This is a genomic window from Mucilaginibacter glaciei, assembly GCF_014773245.1.
Taxonomy (GTDB): domain Bacteria; phylum Bacteroidota; class Bacteroidia; order Sphingobacteriales; family Sphingobacteriaceae; genus Mucilaginibacter; species Mucilaginibacter glaciei.
Genome location: NZ_JACWMX010000002.1, coordinates 358,477 through 377,072, shown reverse-complemented (window position 1 = coordinate 377,072; position 18,596 = coordinate 358,477). Strand labels below are relative to the sequence as shown.

The following is an 18,596-nucleotide window of genomic DNA, read 5'->3' as shown; positions in this document are numbered from 1 at the left end:
ATAGATGCAATTCTTATCCCCCATATGGTTTTTCGCGCTGGCTGCCTTAAGCATCCCGGTGGTGATACACCTGTGGAACATCCGGCCGGGCAAAACCCTTAAAGTGGGCAGCATCGCGCTGATAACCGAAGCCTCTAAAACCAGCAGCCGCAGTTTTAAATTGCTGGATATACTGCTGCTCATCCTGCGCTGTTTGTTGCTGGCGGCACTCGGGTTATTTTTAGCGGCACCCGTTTGGAACCATATCAAACCCGCCGGAAAGATAAAGGGTTGGGTGTTGATCCCTCGCGAGAATTTCAAAGAGACGTATAAAACCTTTAAACCAAAGGTGGATTCGTTAAACAAGGCAGGATACGAGTTTCACTACTTTGACAGCGGTTTTGCGAAAGGGGAATTGGCAAAGATCTTGGCCGATACAACGCTGAAAGATACTTCATCCAACACAAATTACTGGAACTTAACCCGGCAGCTGAACAGTAAAGTATCATCTGGTTTGCCGATATTTATATTTACCCCTAATGGGATCCAGCACTTTACAGGCAGTAAACCAGCCAGCGGACTAAATCTGCATTGGCAAAGCTACACCGCTGCAGACTCAATGAGCAAATGGATCGCATCTGCTTCGTTTGCTGATAACGGTACAATGAAAGTAACTCAGGGTAACAGCAGCCCTACAGGCACTTTTTATACGGAGCAGTACATCCAAAATGATGGTAATGCAAATATTGAAGTAAACGTAACAAACGGGCAGCCGGTGGTTAGTTTAAAAGGAAGTAATGCGGCTATACCGGTGGATACCTCGACTTTACGCATAGCCATTTATACCGATAAATACGCCTTAGATGCCGGATATTTAAAAGCTGCCTTGCTGGCCGCAACTAATTTTACCGGGCGCAAGTCGCTGGTTGAACAGTACAGCAATCCGGGGCAGATCCCGGGCGGGCAAACCTGGTTGTTCTGGTTGTCGGATCAGCCGGTGGATAGGCGGCTGTCATCAAATGTCCGGAATGTTTTTAAATATGAGGGTGGCAAGATCGTATCAGTACATTCCTGGATAGATGCGGCAGAGGGGTTGATCAATCCTGGCAAGAAGATCGCACTTAACAAAATAGTATTATCTGAAAAAAGCGGTGAAAAGATCTGGAAAGACGGCTTTGGCGAGGCTGTTTTATCTGAAGTTAATCAGAGATATTTAAAGATTTTTAGATTTTATTCGCATTTTAATCCCGCCTGGGGGGATCTTGTTTGGAGTGACGAATTCCCCCAAATGATGCTAAAGCTGATCATTGGAAACGAATATGAGCTGCCTTCAAAGTATGATAAACGGGTACTTACCAATCAGCAGATCCAACCGGTCAAGGTGGATGGAATAACAAAGGAAATGACGCCCGCCAACCCCGCGGAGCAGGTAGACCTGTCTCACTATTTTTGGCTGCTTATCGTACTCTTATTTATTGCAGAACGCTTACTGTCACACAGAAATAAAACCTTGTCAATCAATGAGTAAACAGGGTGTAAATAGAATAGAAAGCCTGCGCAGGCGGTGGATAGCCTACCAGTTATCGGCAGATGTGGTGCTGGCATTGGGTATCGGGTTGCTTACCGGTGGTTTAGGCTTTTACCTGATGGCACTTCCGGTAATTTGGGGGCTGATTATATTTGCAGTAGCGCTTACGGTTTTAGTGTTCACACACAAGCCCTGGAATGTTCATAACAGCGATATTGCCGGTTATCTGAGCAAGGAATACCCTGATTTACAGGAAAGTACAGATTTATTACTGCAGCCTGCTGTTCATATGAACACGCTGCAACTACTGGCCCGCTCACAAGCCAAGGTGGCTTTGGATGGCCTGAAGGTTAGCCATGCATACTTTGCCAAACGCTTTAAATTTGCTGTTTTGCTGCTGCTAGGCGCGGTAGTTTTGGTATGGGTGGTAGGTAAAGTTATTCCGCATCACCATACAGGTGTTTTCTGGAGTGGCGACAAAGAGTCGGCCAAGGTAATTGGCCCGTCAGAAAAGGTATTGCCGCAGATAGATGGAGTGGAATTAATTGTTAATCCGCCTGCCTACACCGGCAAAGGCAAGCGCACTCAGGATAGGTTCAATCTAACGGCTGAAGAAGGGGCGGTAGTTCACTGGTCGATTAAAACCAACATCGTTATCAAAAAGGCCTACCTCATTTTCAATGATAAAGAGCGGATTGCCCTAAGGAATATGGGTGAAGGTACGGAATGGTCGGCGAGCCGGATGATCGATAAACCCGGATTTTACCAGGTGAGCATTGACGGTAAACTGTCTGACCTTTACCAGATGCAGGTAGTTAAAGATGGCCCCCCGGTTATCCACGTAAAAGTACCCAAGCAATACACCTACATTGATGCCGGCGAAGTGCAGCAGGTGAACATCAGCGCTGCATTAAACGATGATTATGGTATTGCTAATGCACTTATCATAGCCACGGTTGCCAAAGGCCGCGGAGAGGGGGTTAAATTTAAAGAGTATAAGTTGAACTTTAATACCACCTTTGGCGACCGCAAAGCGCAATATGATGTACAAAAACTCATCAGGCTGCCGGCCCTGAATATGGAGCCGGGCGATGAGTTATACTTTTACGTACAGGCGCAAGATACCCATCAGCAGCAAAGCCGAACGGATGTTTTCACCGTTGCCATACAGGATACGGCCGAGTTGTTAAGTATGGATGGCGTGCTCTCCGGCGCGAATTTAAAACCGGAGTTTTTTCGCAGCGAGCGACAGATTATTATCGACGCCGAAACATTGCTCAAAGAAAAAGACACCATCAGCGTTGAAAAATTTAACGCGCGCAGTAACGATCTGGGTGTAGATCAAAAACTATTGCGCCTGCGGTACGGCAAGTTCCTGGGCGAAGAGGATGAAACGGTAGAAGGCCCTAAAGGTGCGGATAACCTGGCGAGTCCGGAAGATTTTAGTAACGCTAGCAAGATCTTGAAAGAATATACCGACGACCACGATAAAGCTGACGATGCCCAGTTTTTTGAGCCGGCCGTTAAAGCACAGTTGAAAGCCACACTAACCGAAATGTGGAAAGCTGAATTACAATTGCGATTGTACAAGCCACAAGCCGCGCTGCCCTTTGCTTATAAAGCTTTAAGATTATTAAAGGATCTGCAGCAAAAGTCGCGCTCTTTTGTAGCTAAAACATCTTATAATTCACCGCCTTTAAAGCCTGAAAAGCGACTGAGCGGCGAACTGGACAAGATCATTCAACCCGCTAATAGGCAGGATATAAAAGCACCTGCAGATAATCAACTGGTGCTCAAAAACGCTGTTGGAGTATTAGAAATATTAAAGTTAAAACCGCTATTAGCCACAAATGATACCCGTACCCTGCAACTGGCTAACCAGCGTTTAAGCGAAATTGCGTCTATGCAGCCGGGTGCTTACCTCCCTGCTTTGGGTGCTATGCGCCGGATCTTATCGTTACAAAAAATAAGCCTGCAAGACGTTAACACTGTGGAACGGGCTATTCAAAAAACGTTGTCGGCGGTCAAAATCACGCCTAAGGCCGCTGAAAGCAGTACGGATATGGGCCTGTCAAAAAGCTATTATAAAAATCTTAAACAAGTTAACAATTAATGCAGGCCAACTGGATTTATATCGTCATGATCACCTGCATAATACTTGCGATTGGGCTTGTATTGCAGGAACTGCGGCGCGCCAATAAACACTGGCTGCTTTGGCGGGTGCTGGCTATAGTTGTTGCCTGTGTTGGTCTGGCTTGCATCGCCCTGCCACTAAGCTATCAAATCAGGGTTGCATTAAAAGATAAGCATAAAACGACATTGTTAACGGAAGGTTTTGATGTGGATAGCTTGGATAAAAATGCAAAACAAGTAACCTTTGACGAGGATATTAAAAAGGCATTTCCTCACGTACAGCTAATCACTCCCAAAGAGATAAATAAAACGGATCAACTGCATATTTACGGTTACGGTTTAACCGGATCCGATTTACAACAGTTGGCAGGGCGGTCAATCGTTTTTCATCAGGCTAATACCCCCGCAGGTACCACTAATCTCAGCTACACCAGCAGGTTAAAAACCGGCGATGTTTTAACGGTACAGGGCAGCTTCAATAATACGTCGAAACAAAAAGTAAAGCTGGTATTAAAAGCGTTAAACACCGGGTTAGATTCCGTTATTGTTGCTCCTAAGTCGGGCTCCACTTTTACGCTAACCACTTTACCTAAAACAAGCGGGCGGGTGGTTTATACTTTAACGTCAGATGGTGAAACCCAGGGTAGCTTACCTGTCGAAGTTAACCCGGTTAAAACTCTAAAGGTGCTTATGCTCTCGGCTTCGCCTGATTTTGAAAGCAAATTTTTAAAGAACTGGTTAAGCGGGAATGGTTATGCAGTAGCGTCGCGCGCTGCCATCAGCAAAGATAAGTTTACTACCGAATTTATTAATATCCCGCAGTTTCCGTTAGACAGGATATCGGCATCAACCTTAAATAAATTTGACGTATTAATAGGTGATTTATCTGTTTTAAGCAACTTAAGCGATGCGGAAAGTGCAGCCTTAAAGCAGGAGGTTACCGATAACGGACTTGGTGTAATTGTAAAAGCCGATAGTGCGGGGGGCAAATCTTCCTGGCTGCAAAGGGGCTTCCCGGTAGATAGGCCATCCGGCAAGGAACCTGCGCCAGCAACGCTGCTCATCAATGGCGCTAAGAGTTTAAACAAACTGGGTGCTGGTAATGCCTATATAAATTATCAGAACGGAACACAACCGCTGGTTACCGGTGCTCAAAACCATATTTTGGCGAACAGTGCATTATCCGGATCGGGCAAAATAGTTTTTACGACTTTAAATAATACTTTCAGTTGGATGCTGGCGGGGAATAAAGCTGACTATACCACGTTATGGTCGGCATTGATAACCAAAGCCGCCCGGAAAAGTAATGATTTGGCTGACGAGTCTTCAGCAGCAACACTCCCGGTGACAGGCCAACCTACTCAATTAACGGTGTTGGATAGTAAACGATTATCTGTTAACATCAATGGCGATAACATTGCGTCAATACAGCATTTAAACATTCCGTTTGAGTGGGATGTACTTTACCGCCCTACAGCTGTAGGCTGGCAATTTGTGCATCAAAATGGAAATACAAATTGGTTTTATGCTTATCCCCAAACGGATTGGCTGGCTATTCAGGCAGTAGCAAAGATATCGGCAACAAAGAATTATGAAATGTTGAACGAGAAAACCGATATTGTAACAAAACAGATACAGGAAACAGTGCGGATTAACGTCCCAAAAATTTATTTTTATATCCTGTTGCTTGCCGCCTGCACTTTCTTGTGGGCAGAGACCAAGATTTCATAAAAAGACACATTATCACGTGTCACCGCATATTAATTTTAACAATGCTTTCCCGGTCGGGGATCGCCCTAACAAATTGGAGGATAAACTTTGAGAAGAAGAGATTTTATTTTTTTAACCGGTATGGGCGCAGGCGCTTTGGTGCTGCCCGGTATGCCAGGTTTTGGAAAAACCATTGACCCGCAGGAGGCTTTAAATCCTGTTGACACGAAGTTCAAGAAAGAACTGTCTGACGTGGGATTGAATGCCGCGAAAGCTGCCGGTGCAAGTTACGCCGATGTGCGTATTGGCCGTTACCTTAACCAGTTTGTAATTACCCGCGAAAACCGCGTGTTGAACGTAGCCAATACCGAATCTTATGGTATCGGCGTACGAGTAATTGCCAATGGTTGCTGGGGCTTTGCTGCCACTAATGAGGTTACTAAAGATGGTATTGCCAAAGCCGCTAAACGAGCGGTAGCTGTTGCTAAGGCCAACGCCAAAATTGGCAGCCCGCCGGTACAACTGGCCCCGCAAAAAGGTTACGGTGAAGTAAGCTGGAAAACCCCTATCGAGAAGAATGCTTTTGAAGTGCCTATAAAAGAGAAAGTAGACTTACTTTTATCAGCAAATGCCGCAGCTATGGCAGGTGGTGCGAATTTTGTAAACTCTACATTGTTTGCCGTTAACGAGCAAAAATACTTTGCATCAACCGACGGTTCATATATCGATCAGGATGTGCACCGTTTGTTTCCCAATTTTACGGTTACCAAAATAGACCCTACGAAAGGCGCGTTCGAAACACGCCGGTCGTTAAGCTCGCCGGTGGGTATGGGTTATGAGTATCTGATCCCTTCAGCTTCAGAAACCGTACAGGGTGTTACCCCGCGCTATAAAAAACGTTATGATATTTTAGAGGATATTAAGTTTGCCACCAAGCAGGCGGGCGAAAAGCTCACCGCAAAATCTGTCGATCCGGGTAAGTACGATCTGGTGCTTGATCCAAGTCATCTTTGGTTAACTATCCATGAGTCGGTAGGCCACCCAACCGAGCTTGACCGTGTTTTAGGCTACGAGGCTAACTTTGCCGGTACCAGCTTCCTTACATTGGATAAATGGAAATCGGGCAACTTTAAGTTCGGTAGCGATAAAGTGAACGTTGTGGGCGATAAAACCCAGGTAGGTTCATTAGGTGCTGTAGGTTACGACGATGAAGGCGTGGGCACTAAAAAATGGGATATTATTAAAGATGGTGTGCTGGTGAATTACCAGGCCATCCGCGATCAGGCACACATCATCGGTTTAAAAGAATCGCAAGGGTGCTGCTACGCGCAAAACTGGCAGGATGTACAGTTCCAGCGTATGCCTAACGTATCCTTACAGCCGGGCAAAACTCCGCTAAGCGTTGACAATATGATTAAAAATGTAGAGAAAGGTATTTACATTATTGGCGACGGCTCATTCTCTATCGATCAGCAGCGTTACAACTTCCAGTTTGGCGGCCAGCTGTTTTACGAGATCAAAGACGGTAAAATTGCCGGGATGATGAATGATGTAGCTTACCAGGCTAACACGCAGGAGTTTTGGAACTCATGTAGCGCGGTTTGCGATGAAAACGATTACCGTTTAGGCGGATCGTTCAATGATGGTAAGGGCCAGCCAAGCCAGTCGAGCGCAGTATCTCACGGGTCGTCGACAGCGCTGTTCAAAGGAGTTAATGTAATCAACACAAAAAGAAAGATCGGATAATTTATGGCGATATATACAAAAGAACAAGCACAGGCTTTATTAAAGAAAGTGCTTAGCTATTCAAAAGCCGAAGAATGCGAAGTAAACCTAAACGGCAGCGAAGGCGGTAACGTGCGCTATGCGTTAAACAACGTCTCAACCGCAGGCGATATCAGCAACGTGGGCCTGGCGGTAACATCTGTTTACGGTAAAAAGGCGGGTACGGCTACTATTAATGAGTTTGACGATGCCGCTTTAGAGCGCGTAGTCCGCCGGTCGGAAGAGTTGGCGCAACTGGCACCGGCCAACCCCGAATATATGCCGATGTTAGGCCCCGGCGAGTTTAAGGAATCGATGACCTATAATGCCAATACTGCCGCCATGACGCCGGAGAGCCGTGCCGAAATGGTAGGTAAAAGTATTGCCATTACTAAAGATGCCAAGCTAAATGCAGCGGGTTTTCTTGAAAATTCAAGCGGTTTTAACGCCGTAATGAATTCTAAAGGCTTGTTTGCTTATAACAAAAGCAGCGATGTTACCTTTACCATTACCACCCGTAACGACGCGGGTACCGCATCGGGCTATGCAGCGCGTGGTTTTACAGATGTAAGCAAACTGGATACCGCTTCTGCCACAAGAGTAGCTGCCATGAAGGCAAACAGCTCGGTCGGCGCAAGGGCTATCGAGCCGGGTAAATACACCGTGATATTAGAACCGGTTGCGGCTACGTATATGCTGGAGAATATGTTTCGTTTTGATGCGCGCAGCGCGGAAGAAGGCCGGAGCTTTTTGAGCAAAAAAGGCGGCGGTACCCGCTTGGGCGAGCAGTTAGTTGATGCCAAAGTAAATATTTACTCAGATCCTTTTAATACCGACCTGCCCGGCTCGACCTGGGGTGGTGATGGTTTACCACGCGAAAAAACAATGTGGATAGAGAATGGCGTAGTAAAGAATTTGGCATACTCGAGGTATTGGGCCGATAAAAAAGGCGTAAAACCTGTACCTAACGGCAGCAACATCATCATGGATGGCGGTACCCAAACATTAGAGGAACTGATCAAAGGGACCGAAAAAGGGATCCTGGTATCGCGGTTATGGTATATCCGTATGGTAGACCCGCAATCGTTGCTGTTAACAGGCCTTACCCGAGATGGTACGTATTATATCGAGAATGGTAAGATCAAATTTCCTATCAAGAACTTCAGGTTTAACGAAAGCCCTGTAATTATGCTGAACAACCTGGAGGCCCTGGGCAAACAGGAACGCAGCATCAGCATAGAAAGCTACCGCAGTTACCTGATCCCGCCGATGAAAATTCGCGACTTTACGTTCAGCTCATTGTCTGACGCGGTGTAGGGGTAAATTAAAAGTAAAATTTTAAAGTCGCAGGATTACTCTTGCGACTTTTTTGTTAAACTTGGGCATGAAGAGACTTATTACATATCCGGATAATCAGGAGAAATTAGATGCTTTAAAAGTTTTTTTTAAAGCTTTCGGAATTTCTTTTGAAGAATTGAAAGACGAAGTAGAACTATCACCTTCAAAAGAAACCGAAGTTGAAAATTGATTAGTTTTTAAGATTATAAAAATAAGCGCTATTGCCAAAAGCAATAGCGCTTTCTATTTGTTTAAATAGCATGAGCACAACAAAAATTGGATGGATTGGCCTGGGTACAATGGGCATCCCGATGTCGCAGCAATTAATTAGCGCAGGTTACCCGGTAACGGTTTATAACCGCAGTAAGGATAAAGAAGCTACCTTGAAGAAGCAAGGTGCAGATACGGCAGCAACACCCGCAGCGTTGTTTCAACAAACGGATGTGATGATCATTATGGTGACTGACGATAATGCGATCAACGAAATATTCACAGGTAAAGAAGGACTGTTGAGTGCCGGAGTTAATGGGAAGATCATCATCAACATGAGTACCGTATCTCCGTCAATCAGTAAAGAAATGGCCGCTTTATGTAAAGAACAAGGGAACCGTTATTTAGATGCACCGGTATCGGGCAGCGTTAAGCAGGCCGAGACAGCGCAACTGGTTATTATGGCCGGTGGCGATGCTGCAATATTTGAACAGGTTAAGCCGGTATTGGATAAGATGAGCAAAATGGCAACGCATGTTGGTGATGTTGGCGCGGGCAATGTAGCTAAACTGGCCATCAACACTTTATTGAGTATCCATACGCAGGGATTAGCAGAAGCGGTGCTATTAGCCAAACAAAACGGAATTGAGGCTGCTACCTTGATGGAACTTCTGAACAATGGCGCACTGGCCAGCCCCTACATGAAAATTAAAGGCGACGCTATCCTGGCTGATAATTACAAGGCGGCTTTCTCACTTAAAAATATCGCTAAGGACCTGCGATTGTCTAAAGACATCGGTTTATCAACCCCAATTGGCGAAGCAGCTTTAAAAACATTCGGTGCTGCAGAGCACGAATTTGGTAATGACGATTTAATAGCGGTTAAAAAGTATTTGGATAAATAGGGCTATTTATCGCTCAATCTAACTAATTTATACAAAAGCCTGCCTCGAACCAGCAGGCCTGCTTTTGTATCTTTTTTCGACTCAAACAAATTGAGGTCGTTACCATCAATTTTGAAGATGTATGTCTTTTCATCTGAGCTAAAAATATTGAAGGTGATCTGATCCAGGTTGTTCAGGGTCTTATTATCAAAGCTGTTTTCGACCGTGTATTTCTTAAAATTAAAAAAGGCGGTAACTTCTCCGTTATTTTTAAATTTAACGGTAGAAAGTTTACCTAAGCTGTCTGTAAGGGTATAATTGCCAGCAAACAGATTTTTATTGATCAGATAAGCTATACCCTCTTGCAGGTTGGTGCCGCTTGATTGTTGCAGGGCTTTTACATAAGGCGTTATAACCCATTTGTTTTGATAGTATTGGTAAAGCAATAAGGAGGTATCCCGGTTTTTGGTTGAGTAACCCAATTCGTTTTCGCCAAAGGGCAAGCCGCTATTGCTCTTTCCGGGCTTGAATCTTAACACTACGCTGCCTGGGTTATGATTATCATAACTAACGCCAGCCACCAAACTATCGGCAGCTATTTGCGCTGTGTTAAAATGCATTGTGGTAATACCAATAACTTTATCTGATGCCAGTAAAGGCGACCTGGTGCTGATGATCTTGTCGATATAATCCTGCTTTACCCACACTCCTTGAAATATGGGTTTGAGTTCATTGATTTTGTGTTGGGTGGTATCGGTAGAAGATGTCTGATTTGCGAGGGGTTTACCAGATTTGTTTTTGCAGGCGGAAATTAAGGAAATGACAACAACCAAATACAAAGCATTCCTCAGCATAAAACCGTTATAAGAGTTTACCAGTTGCTAACATAAACAAATTCCAACCTTCAAACATCTTTCGTATTTTTGTAACTTATTAAATTCAACTGCATGAATGCTGATGCCATTAAGTTGCTGCCCGGCCAATACTGTAATTCTTTAACAGAATATTCGCGCTTTGTTACCCGCGAGGTGAATATTGGCGATATTCCCATGGGCGGCAGTAACCCCATCCGCATTCAAAGCATGACCACTACCGATACCATGGACACCATTGGCACGGTAGAGCAAACCATCCGCATGGTTGACGCAGGCTGCGAGTATGTACGCATCACTGCGCCCAGCATCAAAGAAGCAAACAACCTGGCCGAAATTAAAAAGCAACTGCGTCATCGCGGTTATAATGTGCCCCTGGTTGCCGATATCCACTTTACCCCTAATGCTGCCGAAGTAGCCGCACGTATTGTAGAGAAGGTACGTGTAAACCCCGGCAACTACGCCGATAAAAAGAAGTTTGATACTTTAGACTATACCGACCTGGAGTATCGTGGCGAACTGGAACGTATCTTCCAGAAGTTTACGCCGCTGGTGAATATCTGTAAAGAATATGGTACTGCTATGCGCATTGGTACCAACCATGGTTCACTGAGCGACCGTATTATGAGCCGTTATGGCGATACCCCGCAGGGAATGGTAGAGAGCGCTATGGAATTTATCCGCATGTGCGAAACTTTGGGCTATTACAGCTTGGTAGTATCTATGAAGAGCAGTAACCCACAGGTAATGGTACAAGCCTACCGCCTGTTGGTACAAACCATGGTTGCCGAAGGCATGAACTACCCGCTGCATTTGGGTGTTACCGAAGCCGGTGACGGCGAGGACGGTCGGATCAAATCTGCCGTGGGTATTGGTACACTACTGGAAGACGGCCTGGGCGATACCGTCCGCGTATCCCTGACAGAAGAGCCCGAAGCCGAAGCACCGGTAGCCATCGCGCTGGTAAAAAGATATACTACGAGGAGCAAGGTAGCTGTAGCGACGAGTGAAGTGGATGGAACGAAGAGCGAAGGAAGAAATTCCCCGCACCGCGCACCCCAATCGTCGCCTATAAATTTTCATTCCCAAGACCAACATTCCCCTTTCGAATATAAAAAACGTGAAACTTACGAGGCTAACGCTTTTATAGGCGGGCACATGGTGCCAAGGGTGGTAGTCGATCTTTCGCGGGCTAACCTAAAGGACCCTGCCGTGATGGGCGATGCCGGCTACCTTTATTCCCCACTTTTGGATAAGTATAATATGGCCGAGCAATCGGTAGATTTTGTTTACCTGGGCGATAGCCTGCCCTCTTTTGATCTGCCCGGTAACTTAAAGCAATTATATAACTATGCTACCTGGTTAAAGCTAACCCATAAAACCCTTTGCCACCCGGTATTTGGTTTGCAGGAATATATCGATGCGGAAAACAAGACATCGGCCCTGAATCTGGTACGCATTAAGCATGCCGACCTGGATACTGATGCTTTTGGATCCATCCCATTGGACAATACATTGGTTTTTGTGTTGGAGACCGATGAATTGCATGGCATGGCAGATCAGCGCGCCTTTTTCCTGAAATTACAGAATATGGAGCTGGAGGTACCGGTTATCATTAAACGTAATTACACTTTCGATACAGAAGACTTAGAACTGAAAACCCAGGACTTACAACTATTTGCCGGTACAGATCTTGGTGCTTTATTAGTTGATGGATTCGGCGACGGCATCTGGATAGATGCGCCGCAAGTTGCTACCAATATTATTACCTCAACCGCTTTTGGCATATTGCAGGCTACCCGCTCCCGTATTTCAAAAACAGAATACATATCCTGCCCAAGCTGCGGGCGCACGCTGTTCGATCTGATGGTAACCACCCAAATGATTCGCAGCCGTACAAGTCATTTGAAAGGGTTAAAGATCGGTATCATGGGCTGCATCGTGAACGGTCCCGGCGAAATGGCCGATGCAGATTATGGTTATGTTGGTTCAGGCACTGATAAGGTAACCCTTTACCGTGGACAACAGGCAGTTAAGAAAAACATCAGTTCTGCCAATGCTTTAGATGAACTGATCGGTATTATTAAAGGCGACGGTAACTGGATAGAACCAGCGGAGTAAATTCTACTTTCTTAATTGCACCTATACATCTTAAATATCTGCATCAACTCATCAATAAACTCCTGCCAACCTGTCACCACAGTGTAACCCACACTGACGGTATGTAATGTTCCTGCCATGTATCTGCTAATTTTTCTGCCAAACGCATATTGGCACAGGCATTGATAAATAGGCATGGTAAGCAAATATTAATAATAAAAATCAATCATAATATGTCTAAAATAATTGGAATTGACTTAGGAACAACCAACTCCTGCGTAGCTGTAATGGAAGGTAACGAGCCTGTAGTTATTGCTAACAGCGAGGGAAAACGTACTACGCCATCTGTTGTAGCTTTTGTTAACGACGGTGAACGTAAAGTAGGTGATCCTGCAAAACGCCAGTCGATCACTAACCCTACAAAAACTATTTATTCTATCAAACGCTTCATGGGTAACCAGTTTAACGAGGTTACTAAAGAGGCGGAGCGTGTGCCTTACAACGTAGTTAAAGGTGATAATAACACCCCGCGCGTTGAAATTGGCGACCGTAAATATACGCCGCAAGAAATTTCTGCAATGATCCTTCAAAAAATGAAGAAAACTGCTGAAGATTTCTTAGGCCATGAAGTTACCGAAGCGGTTATTACCGTACCGGCATATTTTAATGATGCGCAACGCCAGGCAACTAAAGAAGCCGGTGAAATTGCAGGTTTAAAAGTTCGCCGTATCATTAACGAGCCTACTGCTGCTGCCCTTGCATATGGTTTGGACAAAGCACACAAGGATATGAAAATTGCCGTGTTTGACTGTGGTGGTGGTACGCATGACGTCTCAGTACTGGAGTTAGGTGATGGCGTGTTTGAAGTTAAAGCTACTGATGGTGATACTCACTTAGGTGGCGACGACTTTGACCAGGTGATCATTGACTGGATGGCAGACGAATTTAAAAGCGACGAAGGTATTGACCTGCGTAAAGACCCAATGGCTTTACAACGCTTAAAAGAATCTGCAGAGAAGGCTAAGATCGAATTGTCAAGCTCAACCCAAACAGAGATCAACCTGCCGTACGTAACCGCTGTTGACGGTATGCCTAAGCACTTGGTTAAAACTTTAACCCGTGCAAAATTTGAGCAGTTAGCTGACAGCCTGATTAAACGTACTATCGAGCCTTGCCGTACCGCGTTGAAGAATGCAGGTTACAGCACTTCAGATATCGACGAAGTTATTTTAGTAGGTGGTTCTACCCGTATCCCTGCTATACAGGATGCCGTTCAAAAATTCTTCGGTAAGGCACCGTCAAAAGGTGTTAACCCTGACGAGGTTGTAGCTATTGGTGCCGCTATCCAGGGTGGTGTATTAACCGGCGAAGTTAAGGATGTATTATTGTTAGATGTTACCCCATTATCAATGGGTATCGAAACAATGGGTGGTGTGATGACCCGTTTGATCGAATCAAACACAACTATCCCTACCAAAAAATCTGAAACTTTCTCAACCGCGTCTGATAGCCAGCCGTCTGTAGAGATCCACATATTACAGGGCGAGCGCCCAATGGCGCAGGGTAACCGTACCTTAGGCCGTTTCCACTTAGACGGTATACCACCGGCTCCGCGTGGCGTGCCGCAGGTAGAAGTTACCTTTGATATTGATGCTAACGGTATCTTGCATGTATCTGCAAAAGATAAAGCAACCGGTAAAGAGCAAAAGATCCGTATTGAAGCTTCATCTGGCTTAACTGATGCCGAAATCAAGAAAATGAAGGATGAAGCTGAAGCTAACGCTGATGCCGATCAAAAAGCAAAAGAAGAAGTTGAAAAACTCAACGGTGCTGATGCCCTGATCTTCTCGACCGAAAAACAGTTGAAAGAATACGGTGACAAGATCCCCGCCGATAAAAAAGGCGCTATCGAGTCTGGTTTAGAGAAACTGAAAATTGCTTATGCATCTAAAGACCTTGCAGCTATTGAACCAGCACAAGAGGAGTTAAATACAGCATGGACAGCAGCGTCAGAAGATATGTATAAAGCATCTGCAGAAGGTGGCCAACCAAGCCCTGATGCAGGACAGGCTGGCGGCGCACCGGAAGGAAATGCCGATAACGTAACTGATGTTGACTTCGAAGAAGTAAAATAACAATCTCTAAAAGGATTAAATATAAAGCCGGTGCATTTATGCACCGGCTCTTTTTGTGCCTTGCCGTCATGCCGAATTTATTTTGGCATCCTACATGCAGGGCAAATAAGCAAATCTGAATCATCCATTGAGATCCCGAAATAAATTCGGGATGACGGGTTTAAAACAAAAGAGGCGATGCTGAACCAGCATCGCCTCTTTTGTTTTATTATGTGTTTCCTTTAGCTGATCAAATTATTCACTTTCTCAACCAGCTCGGTTAGATCGAAAGGTTTGTTAATAATGGCATCGCATCCATAAGCTAAAATATCAGCATCGCGATTAATATAAGCCGAAAATATAATAACGGGAGTATTGCTGTATTTAGGATGGGTTTTTATTTTACGGCAAAGTTCGCCGCCATTGGTGCCCGCCACTCTGAAATCTAAAATAACCAGGTCGGGGTTAAATTCTTCAACCAAGGGCATCACCTCAATGCTTTCACCGGTACTCTTAACCTCAAAGTTTTCATAAGTGAGGGTTTCGTGCACAATGTCCAATATATCCTGGTTGTCATCCAGTACTAAAATACGCTTTACCATAAAAGATATTAAATAAACTACAAAATGCCTTGAAAGGTATTAAAGTGTGTAAATAAATTTACGCTGAACTCAACAATGATATTAGGTAGGGCTTATACTCCGTTTAGGGAGTACTGTGACGTTCAAAAGTACCATAAATATATTATATTATAAATTAAATGTTTGCTTGTAATTATTTGTATAATTACTCCTACAAAACTGTTGATGCAAAACCCTAATGCTGCACCCGGCTTAAATGAACAGAGCTTTCATAATTTGATGGCGCAGGCTCCTGTTGCCATTAGTGTGCTTAGGGGGAGTGATATGGTGATCGAATCGGCTAACAAAATGATGTTAGAGGTTTGGGGCAAGCCTGCCGCCGTTATAGGGAAACCGCTCATACAAGGCCTGCCCGAATTGAAAGGCCAGCCATTTTTTGACCTGCTACAGAATGTATATACAACGGGGAATCCCTATTATGGTTACGAGTCAAAGATCCTACTGATCCGCAATGGAATAGGTGAGCGGTGCTACTTTAACTTTGTATACCAGGCAATTGTAGAGGCTAATGGCGCTATCAGTGGCATAATGGTAATTGCCACCGAAGTTACAGGCCAGGTGATTGCACGCAGGCAAATGGAAGATGCTGAAGAGCGCCTGCGTTTAGCTGCCGATGCTACGGGATTGGGCACGTGGGACCTTGACCTGCAAAACGGTGGTATTATCCATGCACCAAGATTAGCAGAGATATTTGGCCGTAATAGTAAAATAAAGCTAAGGCATACTGAACTGCGGGATATTGTCCATCCGGCAGATTTGCATATTGTTACAAAGGCCTTCGACAAGGCATTGGCCACCAGCGTTTATTTTTATGAGGCCCGCGTAATTTGGCCCGATGGCACCGTGCATTGGATACGAACGAATGGAAAGGTATATTTCGATGATAGTAAAACGCCCCTGCGTATGCTGGGAACGGTTACCGACATTACCGAACAAAGGCGGATACTGGATAGCCTTAAGAAAAGCGAGGAAAGCTTTAGGCTGGCTACCGACGCTGCCGAACTGGGTACGTTTGATATGGACCTCCAAACCATGCATTCGGTATGGAACGCAAGGCATAGAGCGCTGTTTGGTGTGTTTGACAGCGCGATGACCGATTATAACCAAATCTTTGCAAAGTCCGTACACCCCGATGATCATAAGATAATTGATAAGGCCTTTAACAGAGCTTGCAACAAAAAGTTGAGTAACGGCGACTATGATGCTTATTACCGTACCATCGGTATAGAGGATAAAAAGTTAAGGTGGATACGGGCTAAAGGTAAAATACTTTTTAACGATCAGAATGAACCTGTTCGGCTGATTGGTGCTATAGTGGATATAACCGAAACCAAGCAAAATGAGTTACGGAAGAATGATTTTGTTGCGATGGCCAGCCATGAGCTAAAAACGCCGCTAACCTCACTTAAAGCGTATATACAATTGCTGCTGGTGAATGCTAAACGCAGTGGCGATAGCTTTGTGGTGAACGCGTTAGAAAAATCTGAAAGCCAGGTTAATAAAATGACCAACCTTATTTACGGTTTCCTGGATCTGGCTAAGCTTGAATCGGCCAAGTTAACGCTGAAAGCAGAAGTATTTGACCTTGCAGCCTTGGTGGAGGAGGTTGTGAGCGACGCCCGGCCGATATCTCAGGGGCATTGTATTTTATTTGATAACACAGCTGCACTTTCAATTACTGCCGACCGTGAAAAAATAGGGCAAGTGATAAGCAATTTTATAAATAACGCGGTTAAATATTCACCAAAAAATACGGACGTTATAGTTACCCTTATTTCTGATAAAAATATAGTTAAAGTTGAAGTGACAGATAATGGTATTGGCATCAAAGAGTCAGACCAACAGAATATTTTTCAGCGCTTTTACCGGGTCGAGGATGAGAGCACCAAAGGCTTCTCGGGTTTTGGGATAGGGTTGTATCTTTCGGCAGAGATAATAGCCCTGCATCAGGGTAAAATAGGGGTGGTAAGCAAAGGTGGCGGCGGGTCAACTTTTTACTTTACACTGCCTGTGAGATAAAATGGGTAGCACAGACCGCTTGAAATAGCAAGAAAAAAAAGCCGCGGTTAAACAACCACGGCTCTTTGTATATTATTATTTAGTACGGATATGCTCTGCCAGGATGCGCTCTTTTCCAGTTTGCACGGCGTTGTAAGTAAGCAGCACGTTTTCTTTTTTCTTCGCGTTTGCGAGCCTCGTTGCCTATCACATAACCGCCACCGGCACCAATAGCACCGCCAATTAAGGCACCACCAACATTTTTGCCAATTAAGCCACCAACTACGGCGCCACCGGCACCGCCAATAATAGCACCTTTACCTTGTTTACTAATTCCTTTACTTTCCTGGGCGTGGGCGTCAATGTTAACTGTAGTAGTCAACGCCATTAATAGGCCGCCAAATATGATTAACTTTTTCATTTGTGATGTATCTAAATATAAACTCGCTACAACAAATAGCAAGCCGTAAATTATATACCATCATAGAGTGCTAAAAAGGCCTATGGTTTAACGGGTTACTTTAAAAATGTAGTAACAGCTGTAGCAAACTGTATACTATTCTCTGCATTGTTATGGTCGCCGGGTACGGTTTGCATGATGGAACGCGGAATCATTTTTTGCAAAACAGATACATCGCCATTGGTCGTATCTTCCGTTCCGTCAATTAATAACACGGGAATTTTAACTTTAGCCAATTCTTTAGGGCTGGTGCTGGGCTGATATTTTTGCTGATAGGCCAGGGCCAGTTTATCAAAAGGGTTTTTATTGATCCAAACCATCATGTCGTCCACGTCGTGCATGGTAGTATCACCCATGAGCGCTTTATACGCGTGGATGCGCCTCGGCCATTCGGGGTTGGTATAATCGGCACCCATGCCGCCTATTACCGCTTTTTTAACGCGTTTATCCAATACCATTAACCTTGATGTAATGATCGACCCGCGCGAGTACCCAGCAGCGTAATAGTGTTTAATTCCCAGGCTGCTAACCAAGCTCATGATGTCTTTGGCTTCAGCGTCATTGGCGTAGGCGTTGTCCGTATGTGGTTTATCAGATTTGCCGTTGCCACGCTGATCCATTATAATTACTTTATAACCTTGTTTAAGCAATTCGTCATAAAGCTTACCCCGTTTCCAACCCTGGCTGGTACCCGTAAAACCATGGATTAAAACAACCGGGTAACCGTCGCCTTTTACTTCATAATAGATCCTGGTATTATCGAATGAGGTGAAGTATGCCCCCTCTTCTTTTGTTTGGGCAGAAACAGGTGAAATACCAAAAATCACCAGGCATAAAAGCGTAAAGATTACCAGTTTTTTCATAA

General features: G+C 44.7%; 14 protein-coding genes. 10 read left to right on the top strand and 4 right to left on the bottom strand.

Going from position 1 to position 18,596, the window contains the following annotated elements; genetic code table 11:
* The first annotated feature begins 4 nt into the window (after nucleotides 1-4).
* The 7 genes from IDJ76_RS06405 (at nucleotide 5) to IDJ76_RS06375 (ending at nucleotide 9,567) form a co-directional block, all read left to right on the top strand.
* On the top strand, nucleotides 5-1,507 hold the full coding sequence (locus IDJ76_RS06405) for a BatA domain-containing protein (protein ID WP_191161916.1): 1,503 nt from the start codon (nucleotides 5-7) through the stop codon (nucleotides 1,505-1,507).
* The gene (locus tag IDJ76_RS06400; RefSeq protein WP_191161914.1) at nucleotides 1,500-3,620 is read left to right on the top strand and encodes a DUF4175 family protein; all 2,121 of its coding nucleotides are present in this window, start codon (nucleotides 1,500-1,502) and stop codon (nucleotides 3,618-3,620) included. Before IDJ76_RS06405 ends, IDJ76_RS06400 begins: the two co-directional genes overlap by 8 nt.
* 26 nt (nucleotides 3,621-3,646) lie before the next feature.
* Complete coding sequence (locus IDJ76_RS06395) at nucleotides 3,647-5,371, top strand: hypothetical protein (protein ID WP_191161912.1); 1,725 nt, start codon at nucleotides 3,647-3,649, stop codon at nucleotides 5,369-5,371.
* A gap of 87 nt (nucleotides 5,372-5,458) precedes the next feature.
* Nucleotides 5,459-7,096 carry a TldD/PmbA family protein gene (locus IDJ76_RS06390; protein WP_191161910.1) on the top strand — a complete coding sequence of 546 codons (1,638 nt, stop codon included), beginning with the start codon at nucleotides 5,459-5,461 and terminating at the stop codon, nucleotides 7,094-7,096.
* 3 nt (nucleotides 7,097-7,099) lie between these two features.
* A complete protein-coding gene (locus IDJ76_RS06385; protein WP_191161908.1) occupies nucleotides 7,100-8,431 on the top strand; it encodes a TldD/PmbA family protein in 1,332 nt (443 codons plus the stop codon).
* A gap of 67 nt (nucleotides 8,432-8,498) precedes the next feature.
* Nucleotides 8,499-8,642, top strand: a complete 144-nt coding sequence (locus IDJ76_RS06380; protein ID WP_191161906.1) for a DUF2683 family protein — start codon at nucleotides 8,499-8,501, stop codon at nucleotides 8,640-8,642.
* Between the two features lie 70 nt (nucleotides 8,643-8,712).
* Nucleotides 8,713-9,567 carry an NAD(P)-dependent oxidoreductase gene (locus IDJ76_RS06375; protein ID WP_191161904.1) on the top strand — a complete coding sequence of 285 codons (855 nt, stop codon included), beginning with the start codon at nucleotides 8,713-8,715 and terminating at the stop codon, nucleotides 9,565-9,567.
* Nucleotides 9,568-9,569: 2 nt separating this feature from the next.
* Here the strand turns inward: IDJ76_RS06375 and IDJ76_RS06370 are convergent, their stop codons facing one another.
* Nucleotides 9,570-10,253, bottom strand: a complete 684-nt coding sequence (locus IDJ76_RS06370; protein WP_191161902.1) for a hypothetical protein — start codon at nucleotides 10,251-10,253, stop codon at nucleotides 9,570-9,572.
* A 240-nt stretch (nucleotides 10,254-10,493) separates the two neighbouring features.
* Here IDJ76_RS06370 and ispG point away from each other — a divergent pair, with 240 nt between their 5' ends.
* Together ispG and dnaK are read left to right on the top strand one after the other, a co-directional pair.
* A complete protein-coding gene (ispG, locus tag IDJ76_RS06365) occupies nucleotides 10,494-12,539 on the top strand; it encodes a (E)-4-hydroxy-3-methylbut-2-enyl-diphosphate synthase (protein WP_191161900.1) in 2,046 nt (681 codons plus the stop codon).
* A 212-nt stretch (nucleotides 12,540-12,751) separates the two neighbouring features.
* Nucleotides 12,752-14,653, top strand: a complete 1,902-nt coding sequence (gene dnaK, locus IDJ76_RS06360; protein WP_191161898.1) for a molecular chaperone DnaK — start codon at nucleotides 12,752-12,754, stop codon at nucleotides 14,651-14,653.
* 221 nt (nucleotides 14,654-14,874) lie between these two features.
* Here dnaK and IDJ76_RS06355 read toward each other — a convergent pair whose 3' ends face one another.
* Nucleotides 14,875-15,234 (bottom strand): response regulator, encoded by a 360-nt coding sequence (locus IDJ76_RS06355; RefSeq protein WP_191161896.1) that lies wholly within the window; start codon nucleotides 15,232-15,234, stop codon nucleotides 14,875-14,877.
* A gap of 204 nt (nucleotides 15,235-15,438) precedes the next feature.
* On the opposite strand from IDJ76_RS06355, the gene IDJ76_RS06350 reads away from it, so the two are divergent.
* Entirely contained in the window at nucleotides 15,439-17,292 is a 1,854-nt protein-coding gene (locus IDJ76_RS06350; RefSeq protein WP_191161894.1) for a PAS domain-containing sensor histidine kinase, read from the top strand.
* Nucleotides 17,293-17,371: 79 nt separating this feature from the next.
* On the opposite strand, the gene IDJ76_RS06345 is transcribed toward IDJ76_RS06350, so the two are convergent.
* Together IDJ76_RS06345 and IDJ76_RS06340 are read right to left on the bottom strand one after the other, a co-directional pair.
* Entirely contained in the window at nucleotides 17,372-17,692 is a 321-nt protein-coding gene (locus tag IDJ76_RS06345) for a glycine zipper domain-containing protein (protein WP_191161892.1), read from the bottom strand.
* A gap of 95 nt (nucleotides 17,693-17,787) precedes the next feature.
* A complete protein-coding gene (locus IDJ76_RS06340) occupies nucleotides 17,788-18,594 on the bottom strand; it encodes an alpha/beta fold hydrolase (protein ID WP_191161891.1) in 807 nt (268 codons plus the stop codon).
* Nucleotides 18,595-18,596 lie beyond the last annotated feature (2 nt).

What these genes read in the sequence shown, in the direction of transcription:
- IDJ76_RS06405 (WP_191161916.1), top strand. Translation starts at nt 5, where the DNA reads ATGCAATTCTTATCCCCCATATGGTTTTTCGCGCTGGCTGCCTTAAGC.
- IDJ76_RS06400 (WP_191161914.1), top strand. Translation starts at nt 1,500, where the DNA reads ATGAGTAAACAGGGTGTAAATAGAATAGAAAGCCTGCGCAGGCGGTGG.
- IDJ76_RS06395 (WP_191161912.1), top strand. Translation starts at nt 3,647, where the DNA reads ATGATCACCTGCATAATACTTGCGATTGGGCTTGTATTGCAGGAACTG.
- IDJ76_RS06385 (WP_191161908.1), top strand. Translation starts at nt 7,100, where the DNA reads ATGGCGATATATACAAAAGAACAAGCACAGGCTTTATTAAAGAAAGTG.
- IDJ76_RS06380 (WP_191161906.1), top strand. Translation starts at nt 8,499, where the DNA reads ATGAAGAGACTTATTACATATCCGGATAATCAGGAGAAATTAGATGCT.
- IDJ76_RS06375 (WP_191161904.1), top strand. Translation starts at nt 8,713, where the DNA reads ATGAGCACAACAAAAATTGGATGGATTGGCCTGGGTACAATGGGCATC.
- ispG (WP_191161900.1), top strand. Translation starts at nt 10,494, where the DNA reads ATGAATGCTGATGCCATTAAGTTGCTGCCCGGCCAATACTGTAATTCT.
- dnaK (WP_191161898.1), top strand. Translation starts at nt 12,752, where the DNA reads ATGTCTAAAATAATTGGAATTGACTTAGGAACAACCAACTCCTGCGTA.
- IDJ76_RS06355 (WP_191161896.1), bottom strand. Translation starts at nt 15,234, where the DNA reads ATGGTAAAGCGTATTTTAGTACTGGATGACAACCAGGATATATTGGAC.
- IDJ76_RS06350 (WP_191161894.1), top strand. Translation starts at nt 15,439, where the DNA reads ATGCAAAACCCTAATGCTGCACCCGGCTTAAATGAACAGAGCTTTCAT.
- IDJ76_RS06345 (WP_191161892.1), bottom strand. Translation starts at nt 17,692, where the DNA reads ATGAAAAAGTTAATCATATTTGGCGGCCTATTAATGGCGTTGACTACT.
- IDJ76_RS06340 (WP_191161891.1), bottom strand. Translation starts at nt 18,594, where the DNA reads ATGAAAAAACTGGTAATCTTTACGCTTTTATGCCTGGTGATTTTTGGT.